The sequence below is a fragment of the Salinispora sp. H7-4 genome (assembly GCF_013416675.1).
Classification (GTDB): Bacteria; Actinomycetota; Actinomycetes; order Mycobacteriales; family Micromonosporaceae; genus Micromonospora; species Micromonospora vitiensis.
On the sequence record NZ_JABZED010000022.1, the window covers coordinates 1 to 14,392 of the forward strand.

Below are 14,392 nucleotides of genomic sequence, written 5' to 3' on the forward strand. Positions count from 1 at the left end.
CACTCGGGAGGGTGTGGGAGAGTAGGACACCGCCGGGCAAAACTTCAGTTGAGGGCCGACCCCATCAGGGTCGGCCCTCAACGCGTTTCCCGCCGAACAACACCAGCCAGCAACAGCACCGCCAGCACAGCTCCCGCTGATCAGCACACAGCTCCCTCTGATCAGCGGGTCTGCATCTCGTTGCGCATTTTCCGGAACAGGTCAGCGGCGTCTCCTACCGGATGATCCGGAAACAGGCCCATCACCACGCTTCCATGGTCTGCCCAGCCGCACACGGTGAAGTCCCCGCCCGTACCGCTGCTGGTGCCACACTTCAGCACCCCACCCAGTGGGCCTGGGGAGAGGCTCCGCAGCCCGCTGACCTGACCAGTTTCGTCGGCCATCAGCCCGAACAGACTGTCCAGGTCGCGCTCGGGCTGCCAGAGCAGCGTGGTGCCGCCGAAGACGAGCACCGGCCGGCGCTCGCCCGTCGGATCCCGGTAGACGGTGCCGAAGCTCTGGTCCAACTCAATGCCGGCCGAGAACCCGTTCCGGAGATAGTCGGCCGTGCTGCGGGCCGGCTCGCTGTCGTCCCGAGTCAACCCGGCCACCTGCGCTGGGCTGGTGACCGTGGCGTCCTGCTGCTGGAAGATGCGCCAGCCCACCGCGCCGAAGGTTCCCGCGCCAGCGAGCCCCACGGCTGTCGCCAGCAGCCAGGCCACCCGGCGGCGACGAGCTCGGATACCCGCTCGGTTGGGCTTCGGAGTCGGGTCCTCGCCGTCGAGTCGGATCGGCTCGTCGGTCAGGTCGACTGGCTCGGGAGCCCCGTCGACGGCGCGTTCACTGAGGTGCCCGTTGGACATAACCGACACCGTACGCGAAGCCCTGGTGGCGCACGTCAGGTCCGCGGAAGCTCTCCGTAGACTTCCAGGGGTGACCGAGAGACTGGATGCCCAACGCCCCGACGCCCCGACCCTTGCCGGCCAGTACCTGCCGGGCGAGGTGGAGCAGCGACGGTACGAGCAGTGGGTAGCCGGCGGACACTTCCACGCGTCGGCGGAGAGCGACAAGCCGCCGTACACCATCGTCATCCCGCCCCCGAACGTCACCGGCTCGCTGCACATGGGGCACGCGCTGGACCACACGATGCAGGACGCGCTGGTCCGGCGGAAGCGCATGCAGGGCTACGAGACGCTCTGGCTACCCGGGATGGATCACGCCGGTATCGCCACCCAGAACGTCGTGGAGCGGCAGCTGGGCGAGCAGGGCCTGTCCCGGCATGACCTCGGCCGCGAGGCATTCGTGGAACGGGTCTGGCAGTGGAAGGCCGAGTCCGGGGGCGCGATTCTCGGGCAGATGCGCCGGCTCGGCGACTCCGTTGACTGGGAGCGGGAGCGCTTCACCATGGACGCGGGCCTGTCGCGGGCCGTCCACACCATGTTCAAGGCGCTGTACGACGACGGGTTGATCTACCGGGCCGAGCGGATCATCAACTGGTGCCCGCGCTGCCTCACCGCGCTGTCGGACATCGAGGTGGAGCACACGGACGACGACGGTGAGCTGGTGTCGATCCGATACAGCGACGAGGTCGTGGTGGCCACCACCCGGGCGGAGACGATGCTCGGTGACACCGCCGTCGCGGTGCATCCCGAGGACGAGCGCTACCAGCACCTGATCGGCACCGAGGTGGAGCTGCCGCTGACTGGTCGGTGCATTCCGATCGTCGGGGACGAGCACGTTGACCCATCCTTCGGCACCGGCATGGTGAAGGTGACCCCGGCGCACGACCCGAACGACTTCGAGATCGGTCAGCGGCACGACCTGCCGTCCCACACGATCATGGACGAGCGGGGGGTCATCACCGCACCCGGGCCGTTCGCGGGCCTGGACCGGTACGAGGCGCGTCCCGCCATCGTCGCCGCCCTCCGGGAACAGGGCCGGATCGTGGCCGAGAAGCGCCCGTACCCGCATGCGGTCGGTCACTGCTCGCGCTGCCGTACGACGGTGGAGCCCCGCCTGTCGTTGCAGTGGTTCATCAACACCTCGCCGTTGGCCAAGGCGGCTGGTGACGCGGTGCGGGACGGACGGGTGCGGATTGAGCCGGCGGAGCTGGCTAAGCGGTACTTCGCCTGGGTCGACAACATGCACGACTGGTGCATCTCCCGCCAGCTGTGGTGGGGGCACCGCATCCCGGTCTGGTACGGCCCGGCCGGTGAGGTCGTCTGCGTTGGTCCGGACGAGACGCCACCGGCCGGCGACGGCTGGCGCCAGGACGAGGACGTCCTGGACACCTGGTTCTCCAGCGGGCTGTGGCCGTTCTCCACCCTCGGCTGGCCGGAGCAGACTCCGGAGCTGGCCAAGTTCTACCCGACGAGCGTCCTGGTCACCGGCTACGACATTCTCTTCTTCTGGGTCGCCCGGATGATGATGTTCGGCCTCTACGCGATGGACGGCCGGCAGCCCTTCGATGTGGTCGCGCTACACGGCATGGTCCGCGACGAGCACGGCAAGAAGATGTCGAAGTCGTTCGGCAACGTGGTTGATCCGCTGGACTGGATTGATCGGTTCGGCGCCGACGCCACCCGGTTCACCCTGGCCCGTGGTGCGAACCCCGGCGGGGACGTCGCCGTCAGCGAAGAGTGGTGCCAGGGCTCCCGCAACTTCTGCAACAAGCTCTGGAACGCGACCCGGTTCGCCTTGTTGAACGGCGCGCACACCCGGGGGGCGCTACCGCCGGCGACGGAACTGTCAACAGTTGACCGGTGGGTTCTTTCCCGGCTCGCGCGCGTCACCGCGGAGGCGGACGAGCAGTTCGAGGCGTACGAGTTCGCAAAGGTTTGTGACCTGCTGTACCACTTCGCGTGGGATGAGGTCTGCGACTGGTACGTGGAGCTGACCAAGCCGCTCCTGGCTGCCGGCGGTCCGGCTGCGGACGTCACCCGGCGCGTCCTCGGGCAGGTGCTGGACCAACTGCTGCGGCTGCTGCACCCGGTCATCCCGTTCCTCACCGACGAGTTGTGGATCGCCTTGACCGGCGGTGAGACGGTCACGACGGCAGCCTGGCCGGCCGCCGACCGGGCGTTGGTTGACGCCGCCGCGGAGACGGAGATCGCCGCGCTCCAGCGGGTGGTCACCGAGATCCGGCGGTTCCGTTCCGACCAGGGGCTGCGTCCGACCCAGCGGGTCGTGGCCCGGCTCGACGGATTGGCCGGCGCCGGCATTGCCGGGCACGAACCGTTGATCCGGTCGCTGGTGCGCCTCGACGCGGCGGGGACCGACTTCCAGGCCAGCGCCACGCTGACGCTGCCCGGTGAGGTGGGTGTAGCGCTGGACACCCGCGGGTCGATCGACGTGGCGGCCGAGCGGGCGCGGTTGACCAAGGACCGGGCGGCGGCGGCGAAGGAGGCCGGACAGGCCCGGACCAAGCTCGACAACCCGGCGTTCGTGGGGAAGGCGCCCGAGCCGGTGGTGCAGAAGATCCGCGACCGGCTCGTGGCCGCTGAGGCCGACCTGGTGCGGATCGACGCAACTTTGGAGGCCCTCTCCTCATGAGCGAGCAGACTGACTTCGCTGCCGTCGAGGCGGAGCTCGCCACTCGTGGGTTCACCCGGATGGTCTTCGAGCTGGACCGGATCGAGATGCTGCTGGATCTGCTCGGGAGCCCACAGCGGGCGTACCCGTCGATCCACCTCACCGGCACCAACGGAAAGACCTCGACAGCTCGCATGATCGACTCACTGTTGCGGGCGTTCGGGCTGCGCACCGGGCGGTACACCAGCCCACACCTGGAGACCGTCCGCGAGCGGATCAGCCTGGACGGCGAGCCGGTGGACGAACAGCGGTTCGTCGCCACCTACCGCGAGGTGGCGCCGCTGGCCCAACTCGTTGACCAGCGGTCCGCGGAGCCCCTGACCTACTTCGACCTGACCACCGCGCTGGCCTTCGCCACCTTCGCCGACGCGCCGGTGGATGTCGCCGTCGTCGAGGTGGGCCTCGGTGGCGCGGAGGACTCGACCAACGTCCTTCAGGCCGGTGTCACGGTGTTGACTCCGATCGGGCTCGACCACACCGAGTGGCTCGGCGACACGATCTCCGACATCGCGCTCCACAAGGCGGGCATCATCCACAAGGGCGCGACGGTGATCTCGGCCGGGCAGGAGGAGGAGGCGGCGCGTCCGGTGCTGGAGCGCTGCGCCGAGGTCGGCGCGACGATCGCCCGAGAGGGCGCCGAGTTCGGCGTACTGCGTCGGGCCGTCGCGGTCGGTGGCCAGGTGCTCACCCTGCAGGGGCTCGGCGGGCAGTACGAGGAGCTCTTCGTCCCGTTGCACGGTGCCCACCAGGCGCAGAACGCCGCCGTGGCGCTCGCGGCCGTGGAGGCGTTCCTCGGCGCGGGTGCGCGCCGCCAGCTGGACGTCGAGACGGTCCGGGAGGGGTTCGCCGCGGTGAGCTCGCCGGGGCGGTTGGAGCGGGTCCGTACCGCGCCGACCGTGCTGCTCGACGGCGCGCACAACCCGCAGGGCATGGCGGCCACGGTCACCGCGCTGCAGGAGGAGTTCGCGTTCAGCAAACTGGTCGCCGTCCTCGGTGTCCTCGGTGACAAGGACGCGGCCAGCCTGCTCGACCTGCTGGAGCCGGTGGTTGACCAGCTGGTGGTCACCCGAAACAGCTCGCCGCGGGCGATGCCCACCCGGGAGCTGGCGACGCTCGCCGCCGACGTTTTCGGCCCGGACCGGGTGGTGGTGGCGGAGCAGATGCCGGACGCCATCGAGGCGGCGGTGGCGCTGGCCGAGCAGGATGTCCCCGGTGAGCTGGCCGGGATCGGCGTACTTGTCACCGGTTCGGTGGTGACCGTGGCCGACGCCCGCCGGCTGCTGAAGCGATGACCGCCGCCGGGCGTCCAACCGGCTCCGGACCGACGGCGGGGCTGCCGAAGGGCTCGGGACCGGCGGGCGAGCTGTCGCCGGGCTCGGTGGCGCCGCCGCGCCGCTCCGGGTTGCGTAATCCGCAGCGGGCGGTGGCCGGTCTCGGTGCCGGGCTCCTGAGCCTTGAGGCCCTGGTCCTGGTGCTGGCCATCCAGCCGATCCGGGTGGTCGGCGGCGGTCTGGGTGCTGCCGCGATCGCCGCTGTGGTGGCGCTGGCGGTGGTGGCGGTGCTGCTGGCCGGAATGATCCGTCGTGCCTGGGCCTGGCCGGCGGGGGTCGTTCTGCAGGGCGCGTTGCTGCTCGCCGGCGCGTTGCACTGGTCGCTGCTGGTGCTCGGGGTCATCTTCGCGTTGGTGTGGGCGTACGCCCTGCACGTGCGGCGAGTGATCCTCGGCTGACCCGTTCAGGCCTCGGCGCGTTCCCGCCACTGGGTGAGGGCGATGCCGTGCCCGTCCGGGTCACGGAAGGCGGCCGCCCACACCTCCAGCTTCGACCCGCGGTTGACGACCCGCGGCGGATAGGTGAAGCGGACGCCGGATTCGCGCAGTCGCGTGTACGCCTCCTCGATGTCGTCAACCTCAAGGTTGAGATGTACGAGTCGACGGCTGATGGGGACGGCCTCGGTGGCCTCCCGGAGCACCAGGCGGGTTGCCCCGGAGGCGAGCACCGCGTTCCCGGAGCCCTGGTCAACCTCGGTGAAGCCGAGGTCCTGATAGAAGGTGAGCGACCGCGTCAGGTTGGTGACGAGCAGGGTGAACCCCACCCCGGCGATCGGCGGGTCACCGGCAGGCTCCCCGAAGATCGCCTCGTCCAGGTCCGGGATCACCGGTTCCTCGGCGTACGGCGGTATCGGGTCGTCCAGGGGCAGGTCGACCGGGTCTGCCGGGGCGGGAACCCGGAACCCCTCGGCTGTCGGTCCGGGCCCTTCGGTGGTCGGGCGAGCCGGCGTGGCGGTGGACGGGGTCTCGAACGGCGCCGCCGGGAACGGTGTCGCCTCGGTCGATGCGTCGAATCGTTGTTCGGCGGGAGGCCGAGGGCTCGGCGCGGCGCGGCGCGGTAGGTCGCCCGGGGCGGGCGGGTTGACCAGTTCCCCGTCCAGAACCGGCGGGCCGCCGGGGACCTGGTGTACGACGACCGTGTTGGGCTCGGTCGGCGGTGGGACCGGGTCGCCGTACGGGTCCCGGAACTCGTCGCCGGCTGCCCGGCCGGCCCATGGCGGTGCCTCCTGCTGGATCAGTAGCTCCTCTTCCGGTAGGTCCGGGTCCGGGTAGTGCGGGGGCAGGTCCGCCCCGCTGACCCGCGCGGCTTCGGTGTGGGTGAGCACCTCGTCCCAGAGGACGCGAACGTGCCGCTGGTCGTCGAGCGCCACCCGGATCGGTAGGGTCTGGCCCGGCGCCGGCCACTTGGCGACCGGCACCCGCGGTTCGATGATCTTCTTGGATCGTGGTGGTAGCCCGGGTGCGTCGATGAAGAGCTGCAGTTCGCAGCGGCCGAACGCGTACTGGGTTGGTGGTTCGGAGACGGTGTGCACGCTCCCTTCCCCGATGACCCAGGTGCGCCCGCCGGCGCGAACCGTGGCGAGGGCGACCGCCAGCACCAGGATGGCGCCGCCGAGCGCCACGATCGACCAACTCGGCATGCCCAGGCCGAACAAGACCACGAACGTAGCCACCGTGCCCAGCGCCGCGCCGACCAGCCTGCGGACCGGCGCGATCGGGCGGCTACCGCCATTCGCCACTGTGGACCTCCTGGGGGGTAGGGGTCAGGCTAGGCCGGCTCGGCCGTCGGGGGAAGGACCGACCGCCGCGCCGACGCCGAGACCGGGCCGATACGCTGACCGTACCCAGCCCGGTCGCCTTCGGTGTACAGGAGGAACAGCGTGTCCAGCAGCAGTCCGGAGGAGCGTACGCTCGTATTGATCAAGCCCGACGCGGTCCGCCGTGGGCTGGTCGGCGAGATTCTCTCCCGATTCGAGGGTAAGGGCCTGCGGATCGACGCGATGGTGCAGCGGACGCTGGATGAGGACCTCGCCGATCAGCACTACGCCGAGCATGTCGGCAAGCCCTTCTATCCGCCGCTGAAGACCTTCATGACCAGCGGCCCACTGGTCGCGCTCGTACTCTCGGGCGACCAGGTCATCGAGGTGGTACGGGGCATGATCGGCGTCACCGACGGCCGGCGGGCCGCGGCCGGCACCATCCGGGGGGACCTGTCGCTGTCGAACCGGGAGAACCTCGTGCACGCCTCCGACTCCGTCGACAGCGCGAAGCGCGAGATCGGGCTCTGGTTCCCGGAACTGGTCTGATGTTCCCGGGTTGGCCATCTGGGCCGCGGGGAAAGGTCATGTCGGCTCGGTAGACCGGTGGGGTAAGTACCCCGATCCCGGAGGAACCATGACCGAGTTTGATCGACGTACGCTCCTGCGGACCGGCCTCGCCGTGGGTGCGGGAGCCGCTGGCGGAGCGCTCCTGGGGGGTGTCGGCGGTGGCGCCGCCGGGCCCGTCGCCGCGGGCTGGCGCCCAGCCGGTCGTCCCGTTCTGACGCACGGGGTGCAGAGCGGCGGCGTCTCCGCCGAGTCGGCAGTGGTGTGGACCCGGGCTGATCGGCCCGGCCGGATGCTGGTGGAGGTGGGCCGCCGGCCGGACCTGCGGGACGCCCGGCGGCTGCGCGGGCCGGTCCTGGACCCGACCGGGGACTTCACCGGCAAGGTACGACTGCGCGGGTTGCCGCCCGGTGAGCGCTGGTACTACCGGGTCCGGGCGGAGAGCCTGGACCGGCCCGGGTTGTGCAGCGAGCCGCTGACTGGCTCCCTGCGGACCGCCCCTGGTCCCCGCTCGCGGCGCGACATCCGGTTCGTCTGGACCGCGGATATCGCGGGGCAGGGCTGGGGCATCGCCCCCGACTTCGGTGGCATGTCCATCTTCGCCGCCATGCGCGCCGCCGAACCCGACTTCTTCCTCTGTAGCGGCGACACGGTGTACGCCGACAACCCGCTGCCCGAGACGATGTCGCTGCCGGACGGGCGGGTCTGGCGGAACATCGTCACCCCGGAGAAGAGCAAGGTCGCCGAGACCCTGGCGGAGTTCCGGGGGCAGTACGCGTACAACCTGCTCGACGAGCACCTGCGGGCGTTCGCGGCCGAGGTGCCGCAGGTCAACCAGTGGGACGACCACGAGGTGACGAACAACTGGTATCCGGGCGAGGTGCTGACCGATGACCGGTACACGGAGAAGCGGGTCGACGTGCTCGCCGCCCGGGCCCGGCAGGCGTTCGACGAGTGGTTGCCCACCCCGATCCGGGGACCCCGCTACCGGCGGCTGCCGTACGGGCCGTTGTTGGACGTCTTCGTGCTGGACATGCGTACGCACAAGGACCCGAACGACGGGAACACCTACCCGGACCCGGACCGGGGGCTGCTCGGCCAGGAGCAGCGGGAGTGGCTGATCCGTGAGCTGACCCGCTCCCGGGCGACGTGGAAGGTGATCGCCGCCGACCTGCCGCTCGGGCTGGTGGTGCCGGACAGTTCGGGGGGGGCCCAGGAGGGGGTGGCACAGGGTGACCCGGGGGTGCCGGCGGGCCGGGAGTTGGAGTTCGCCGAGGTGCTCCGGGCGGCCCATCGCGCCGGGGTGACCGGCATCTTCTTCCTCACCGCCGACGTCCACTACACCGCCGCGCACCACTATGACCCCGCCCGCGCGGCGATCGGGGACTTCACGCCGTTCTGGGAGTTTGTCTCCGGCCCGGCGCACGCCGGCGCCTTCGGCCCCAACCGGCTGGACGGCACGTTCGGCCCGCAGGCGGTCTTCGTCAACGCGCCGCCCAGCGGGAACACCAGCCCCGCAGTGGGTTTCCAGCACTTCGGCGAGGTGCGTATCGACGCCGACAGCGGTGCCTGCACGGTCCACCTGCGGGACCGCACCGGCAACTCGCTCTGGAGCACGACGCTTCCCGCTCCGCGGTGACCACGCCGGCCGATCACGGAGCTGGTCGGAGCTTCGTGATCGGCCGGTCCGGCGGTGGGAAAGTGGGCGGCGATCTCTGTCCGGGGTCGGGTAGGGTTGGCGACCACATGGCGACGACCCGGCTATCACCGGTGAGCCTCCGGAAGAAAGGGCCGCCGCGCCCGAGTAGAACCGGACGGGTCCGGCCCGTCACAGCCGGCCAACGAGCGGGCGGTCGATCCTGGCCGCCAAGCGGGGTGGTACCGCGGGCCCGGCCCGGCGCGCCGACGGCGTCCGGAGCGGGTTCGTCCTCGCAGACCCACGAAGAGTGAGCTGCGAAGGAGCGCGACCCCCCGATGGCCTATCCGTTGCATGACCCGACCGCGACCGGAGTCCCCGCGAGCCCGGACCTGCCCGCGATCGAGCGTCGGGTCCTGGAGCACTGGACGGCCGACAAGACCTTCGAGGCATCCGTCGAGGCCCGGCCGGCCTCCCGCCGGTCCGCGGACGGCGTCGTCGCCGGCGGCGCCCCCGCCGACAACGAGTACGTCTTTTACGACGGCCCGCCGTTCGCCAACGGCCTGCCGCACTACGGCCACCTCTTCACCGGCTACGTCAAGGACGTGGTGCCGCGCTACCAGACCATGCGTGGCCGGCGGGTGGAGCGTCGGTTCGGCTGGGACTGCCACGGCCTGCCCGCCGAGGTGGTCGCCGAGAAGCAGCTCGGCATCACCAGCAAGGCGGAGATCCTCGACCTGGGCGTGGACCGGTTCAACGAGGCGTGCCGCAGCTCGGTGCTGGAGTTCACCCAGGACTGGGAGCGTTACGTCACCCGTCAGGCCCGTTGGGTGGACTTCTCCAGTGACTACAAGACGCTGGACCTGGACTACATGGAGAGCGTCCTGTGGGCCTTCAAGAGCCTGCACGACAAGGGCCTGGTCTACGAGGGTTTCCGGGTGCTCGCGTACTGCTGGCGGTGCGAGACGCCGCTGTCGAACACCGAGACCCGGATGGATGACGTCTACCGGGACCGGCACGACCCGACGCTCAGCGTGTGGTTGACGCTCACCCCGGACTCCAGCGCGCCGGAGCTGCTGCGCGGCGCTGTCGCCCTGGGGGTGTGGACCACCACGCCGTGGACGCTGCCGTCCAACCTGGCGCTCGCCGTCGGCCCGGACATCGAGTACGCGGTGCTGGAGCGGGACGGGCAGCGCTACGTGGTGGGCGCCGCCCGGGTCGCCGCGTACGCCAAGGAGCTGGAGGGCTACCGGCAGGTCGGCACCGTGTACGGCCGGGACCTGGTCGGGCGCCGGTACACCCCGCTGTACGACTTCCTGGTCGAGCCGGCGGGGGAGCACGCGTACCAGGTGCTCGGCGCGGACTTCGTGACCACCGAGGACGGCACCGGGATCGTGCACCTGGCGCCGGCGTTCGGCGAGGACGACCAGAACACCTGTAACGCCGCCGGCATACCGACCGTGGTCACGGTGGACGAACGGACCCGGTTCACCGCGCTGGTCCCGCCGTACCAGGGGGAGCAGGTCTTCGACGTCAACAAGCCGGTGATCCGGGAGCTGAAGGAACGGGGCGTGGTGCTCCGGCAGGACACCTACACCCACGCGTACCCGCACTGTTGGCGCTGCGACACCCCGCTGGTCTACAAGGCGGTGTCGTCCTGGTTCGTCGCGGTGAGCCGGTTCAAGGATCGGATGGTCGAGCTCAACCAGCAGATCAACTGGACTCCGGGGCACATCAGGGATGGCTCGTTCGGCAAGTGGCTGGCCAATGCCCGGGACTGGTCGATCAGCCGGAACCGGTTCTGGGGCTCGCCGATCCCGGTGTGGAGGTCCGACGACCCGGCCTATCCGCGGGTGGATGTCTACGGCTCCCTCGCCGAGTTGGAGCGGGACTTCGGCGTATGCCTGAGTGACCTGCACCGGCCGGCGGTGGATGAGCTGGTTCGCCCCAACCCGGATGACCCGACCGGGAAGTCCGTGATGCGTCGGGTCCCGGAGGTGCTGGACTGCTGGTTCGAGTCCGGTGCGATGCCGTTCGCCCAGGTGCACTACCCGTTCGAGAACGCCGACTGGTTCGAGTCCCACTACCCGGGTGACTTCATCGTCGAGTACATCGGGCAGACCCGCGGCTGGTTCTACACGATGCACGTGCTCGCCACGGCGCTGTTTGACCGGCCCGCCTTCCGTAACTGCCTGAGCCACGGCATCCTGCTCGGGTCGGATGGGCGCAAGATGTCCAAGAGCCTGCGGAACTATCCGGATGTTTATCACATCTTTGACACCTACGGCTCGGACGCGATGCGCTGGATGCTGATGTCCTCCCCGGTGCTGCGCGGTGGTGACATGGCGGTGCACGAGGCCGGCATCCGGGACGCGGTCCGGCAGGTGCTGCTGCCGCTCTGGAACGTCTGGTATTTCTTCTCGCTCTACGCCAACGCCGACGGGTGCCAGACGCGGCGGAGCACCGCCTCGGCGCACCTGCTCGACCGGTACGTGCTGGCGAAGACGAACGAGCTGGTCTCGACGGTGCAGGCACAGCTGGACGGGTACGACATCTCCGGTGCCTGCGCCACCGTCCGGTCCTACCTGGACGCGTTGACCAACTGGTACGTACGCCGTTCGCGGGACCGGTTCTGGTCCGGCGACGAGGACGCTTTCGGCACCTTGTGGACGGTGCTGGAGGCGCTCTGCCGTGTGGTCGCACCGCTGGCACCGCTGACGGCCGAGGAGATCTGGCGGGGCCTGACCGGTGAGCGTTCGGTGCACCTGACGGACTGGCCGGCGGCGGAGGAGTTCCCCGCCGACCATGACCTGGTCGCCGCGATGGACGCCGTGCGGGGGGTCGCCTCGGCGGCGTTGTCCCTGCGTAAGGCGCGGGGTCTACGGGTACGGCTGCCGCTGTCGGTGCTGACCGTCGCCACGCCGGCCGCCGCCGCGCTGCGGCCCTTCGCCGACCTGGTCGCCGACGAGGTCAACGTGAAGCGGGTCGAGTTCACCGACGAACTGGGCAGCTACTGCGAGCAGGTGTTGACGGTGGTGCCGCGGGCCCTCGGCCCGCGGGTCGGCAAGGCGGTCCAGCAGGTGATCAGGGCGGTCAAGGCCGGTGAGTGGGAGCTGGTCGACGGCGCACCGGTCGCCGCCGGGGTCACCCTCGCCGAGGGCGAGTACGAGCTGCGGCTGGTCGCCGCCGACGCCGAGCAGTCGGCGCCGCTGCCCGGTGGTGAGGGCGTGGTCGTCCTGGACACCGAGGTCACCCCGGAGCTGGCTGCCGAAGGGCTGGCCCGGGATGTGATCCGGGTGGTGCAGCAGGCCCGCCGGGACGCCGACCTGGATGTCTCGGACCGGATCGTGGTCGCGCTCGCCGCGTCCGAGCAGGTGTGGGCGGCGGTCTCCACGTACCGCGAGGTGGTGGCCCGGGAGGTGCTGGCCGATTCGGTGGAGCTCGTCCAGGGGCTGTCCGGGTTCACCGGTGAGGTGGGCGACGGTGAGCAGGTTGCGGTGACCGTCCGTCAGGTTTAGGAGAGGTGCGGGAGGGCTCGGGCCGTAGCCGGCGGCCCGAGCGTGTCCTTCCGCACCCCGCCGGCCAAGTTGATCTTTAACTTGGTCACTCGGTCAGCGGACCCGCTGCACCTCGCGCGGGGTGCCTGGTGGGGGTCCGCTACCGTGACACCGCCCCTGTGCCCGCATTCGACCTGCCGGAGGACCAGTGCCGCTGCTCTACACCATCGGCAAGCTCACCTTGGGGCCCGCGCTTCGGTTGGGCTTCCGTCCGACCGTGGAAGGGCTGGAGTACGTGCCGGAGACCGGCGGCGCGATCTTCGCTGGCAACCACCTCTCGGTCGCCGACGAGCTCTTCCTCGGCACGACGGTCCCCCGGCACCTGGCCTTCTGGGCCAAGTCCGAGTACTTCAAGGGCGCCGGGCTGAAGGGGCGGTTCTCCAAGTTCCTGCTCACCGGTCTCGGTGCCATCCCGGTCGAGCGGGGCGGCGGGCGCGCGGCGCTGTCCGCCTTCGACGCGGCCATCCCCGCACTTCGCTCCGGCGACCTCGTCGTCGTCTACCCGGAGGGGACCCGCTCCCCGGATGGGCGGCTCTACCGTGGACGTACCGGTGCGGTCCGGCTCGCGGTGTCGGCGGGGGTGCCGATCATCCCGGTCGGCATGATCGGCACCGACAAGGTGCAGCCGATCGGTGCGCGGGTGCCTCGCCCCTTCACCGGGCGGATCACCGTTCGGTTCGGCAAGCCGTTGGACTACACCGGGCGGTCGGACGACCGCAGCTCGCTGCGGGTCATGACCGATGAGGTGATGAGCGAGATTCAGAAGCTCACCGGTCAGGAGTATGTCCCGCGGTACGCGCCGGCACGTGGGCGTCCGCCGGTGGACGGGGAACCGGGCCCGGTCTGAACCGACGCCGAAGGAGCGGAGGCCCCGGCTGGTTGACCCCGCCGGGCCGAGTCGCGGGAACGGACGCCGGAGGGGTCAGTTCGACTGGACGACGATCTGCTTCCGTAGCGCGTCGAGCAGGGTGGCGCTGTCTGGCACCGAGAGCCGGGTGAAGACAGCGGTGGCGATGCTGCTGTGGTCAACGGAGGTGCAGACCACGACGCCGGTGCCGTCGTCGTGACCAGGAGCACAGCGTCCGTGCCGACCGCGGACCCCGGTCCCGACGGCTTGCGACGGGTCGAGCGAGTACTGGCCGGTGAGCCGCTCCATCTCGGCTTCCGCTGCCGACTTCGGCGCGAGCCAGAGGCCGGTGCTACCGAAGACCGTCACCTGCTTGCCGGCGCCGGTGCGGTATATGCCGGCGAAGGTGTCGCTGGCCGTCCAGTGCGCCTCGTCCACCTGCCGCGCCAACTCCGCCGCGATCTGCGTGCTGTGGTGGTCCTCGCGTAGGTGCAGGTCCCCGAAGGCGGTCGGGAGGGCGGCGTGCGCCGGGAACTGGTTGAGCACCGGTGTCACCCAGTAGGCCGGGCCCCCGCAGCAGCACGCGATGACGAACAGCAGTGCCCAGGGCCACTTCCGCCGTTTGCGGCTCGGTGCCGCACCGGTTGGCTTCGATGTCGGCTGACCGGGTGCTGGTGGACTGGCGGAGCCGGCGGGCCGTGGGGCCGGGTAGCTGTGGTCAGATGAGGCGGGAGCGCCGGTGGGAGCCGGTGCGGCCGGCGAAGGGAACCGGGTCGGTGGGGCCGACGGGGTCGGCGGGGCCGGCTGGGTCGGCTGGGTCGGTGGGCTCGACGGGGTCGGCGGGCTCGGCGGCAGTTCGATGGAGAGCAGGTCCCACCCGGTGGTGTCGGTGCCGGCCCACGGATCAACCGGGGTCTGGTCCTCCGGTGCCTCCGGGCGTCCCGCCGCCGCGGCGGGCTTGATCGACTCCTCCCGGGACTGGCGGCGTGGCAGTGGCACGGCAGCGGACCCGCTCCCGGCGGGAGCCGGTGGTGGGGCGCTCCCGTCGGCAGGGAACCTCCGGGTCGGGGTCGGGCCGTCCGGTTCGGCGTTGGTCGGCTCCGGCATCGTGTCAATCTCCTCTCGGCG

At 70.7% G+C, this 14,392-nt stretch carries 10 protein-coding genes; 7 read left to right on the plus strand and 3 right to left on the minus strand.

The genetic code is table 11. The features are described from left to right. Positions 1-161: 161 nt before the first annotated feature. Positions 162-842 carry a hypothetical protein gene (locus H0524_RS13395; RefSeq protein ID WP_180198941.1) on the minus strand — a complete coding sequence of 227 codons (681 nt, stop codon included), beginning with the start codon at positions 840-842 and terminating at the stop codon, positions 162-164. Between the two features lie 70 nt (positions 843-912). Here H0524_RS13395 and H0524_RS13400 point away from each other — a divergent pair, with 70 nt between their 5' ends. Genes H0524_RS13400 through H0524_RS13410 form a run of 3 tightly spaced genes read left to right on the plus strand, consistent with a single transcriptional unit; the run spans position 913 to position 5,299 of the window. Next, a complete protein-coding gene (locus H0524_RS13400; RefSeq protein ID WP_180198942.1) occupies positions 913-3,531 on the plus strand; it encodes a valine--tRNA ligase in 2,619 nt (872 codons plus the stop codon). Then, positions 3,528-4,862 (plus strand): folylpolyglutamate synthase/dihydrofolate synthase family protein, encoded by a 1,335-nt coding sequence (locus H0524_RS13405; protein WP_180198943.1) that lies wholly within the window; start codon positions 3,528-3,530, stop codon positions 4,860-4,862. Before H0524_RS13400 ends, H0524_RS13405 begins: the two co-directional genes overlap by 4 nt. Continuing rightward, the gene (locus tag H0524_RS13410; protein ID WP_180198944.1) at positions 4,859-5,299 is read left to right on the plus strand and encodes a DUF4233 domain-containing protein; all 441 of its coding nucleotides are present in this window, start codon (positions 4,859-4,861) and stop codon (positions 5,297-5,299) included. The genes H0524_RS13405 and H0524_RS13410 overlap by 4 nt, the downstream gene beginning before the upstream one ends. Before the next feature lie 5 nt (positions 5,300-5,304). On the opposite strand, the gene H0524_RS13415 is transcribed toward H0524_RS13410, so the two are convergent. Further along, positions 5,305-6,639, minus strand: coding sequence for a VOC family protein (locus tag H0524_RS13415; protein WP_180198945.1), 1,335 nt, complete (start codon positions 6,637-6,639; stop codon positions 5,305-5,307). Positions 6,640-6,780: 141 nt separating this feature from the next. Here H0524_RS13415 and ndk point away from each other — a divergent pair, with 141 nt between their 5' ends. From ndk to H0524_RS13435, 4 genes are all read left to right on the plus strand, one after another. After that, entirely contained in the window at positions 6,781-7,206 is a 426-nt protein-coding gene (gene ndk, locus H0524_RS13420) for a nucleoside-diphosphate kinase (protein ID WP_180198946.1), read from the plus strand. A gap of 88 nt (positions 7,207-7,294) precedes the next feature. After that, positions 7,295-8,863, plus strand: a complete 1,569-nt coding sequence (locus tag H0524_RS13425) for an alkaline phosphatase (RefSeq protein WP_180198947.1) — start codon at positions 7,295-7,297, stop codon at positions 8,861-8,863. 335 nt (positions 8,864-9,198) lie between these two features. Then, complete coding sequence (gene ileS / locus H0524_RS13430) at positions 9,199-12,378, plus strand: isoleucine--tRNA ligase (protein ID WP_180198948.1); 3,180 nt, start codon at positions 9,199-9,201, stop codon at positions 12,376-12,378. A 187-nt stretch (positions 12,379-12,565) separates the two neighbouring features. After that, positions 12,566-13,264, plus strand: a complete 699-nt coding sequence (locus H0524_RS13435; RefSeq protein ID WP_180198949.1) for a 1-acyl-sn-glycerol-3-phosphate acyltransferase — start codon at positions 12,566-12,568, stop codon at positions 13,262-13,264. 75 nt (positions 13,265-13,339) lie between these two features. Here the strand turns inward: H0524_RS13435 and H0524_RS13440 are convergent, their stop codons facing one another. Then, positions 13,340-14,371 carry a hypothetical protein gene (locus H0524_RS13440; protein ID WP_180198950.1) on the minus strand — a complete coding sequence of 344 codons (1,032 nt, stop codon included), beginning with the start codon at positions 14,369-14,371 and terminating at the stop codon, positions 13,340-13,342. Positions 14,372-14,392 lie beyond the last annotated feature (21 nt).

What these genes read in the sequence shown, in the direction of transcription:
- ileS (WP_180198948.1), top strand. Translation starts at nt 9,199, where the DNA reads ATGGCCTATCCGTTGCATGACCCGACCGCGACCGGAGTCCCCGCGAGC.
- H0524_RS13405 (WP_180198943.1), top strand. Translation starts at nt 3,528, where the DNA reads ATGAGCGAGCAGACTGACTTCGCTGCCGTCGAGGCGGAGCTCGCCACT.
- H0524_RS13425 (WP_180198947.1), top strand. Translation starts at nt 7,295, where the DNA reads ATGACCGAGTTTGATCGACGTACGCTCCTGCGGACCGGCCTCGCCGTG.
- H0524_RS13440 (WP_180198950.1), bottom strand. Translation starts at nt 14,371, where the DNA reads ATGCCGGAGCCGACCAACGCCGAACCGGACGGCCCGACCCCGACCCGG.
- H0524_RS13395 (WP_180198941.1), bottom strand. Translation starts at nt 842, where the DNA reads ATGTCCAACGGGCACCTCAGTGAACGCGCCGTCGACGGGGCTCCCGAG.
- H0524_RS13410 (WP_180198944.1), top strand. Translation starts at nt 4,859, where the DNA reads ATGACCGCCGCCGGGCGTCCAACCGGCTCCGGACCGACGGCGGGGCTG.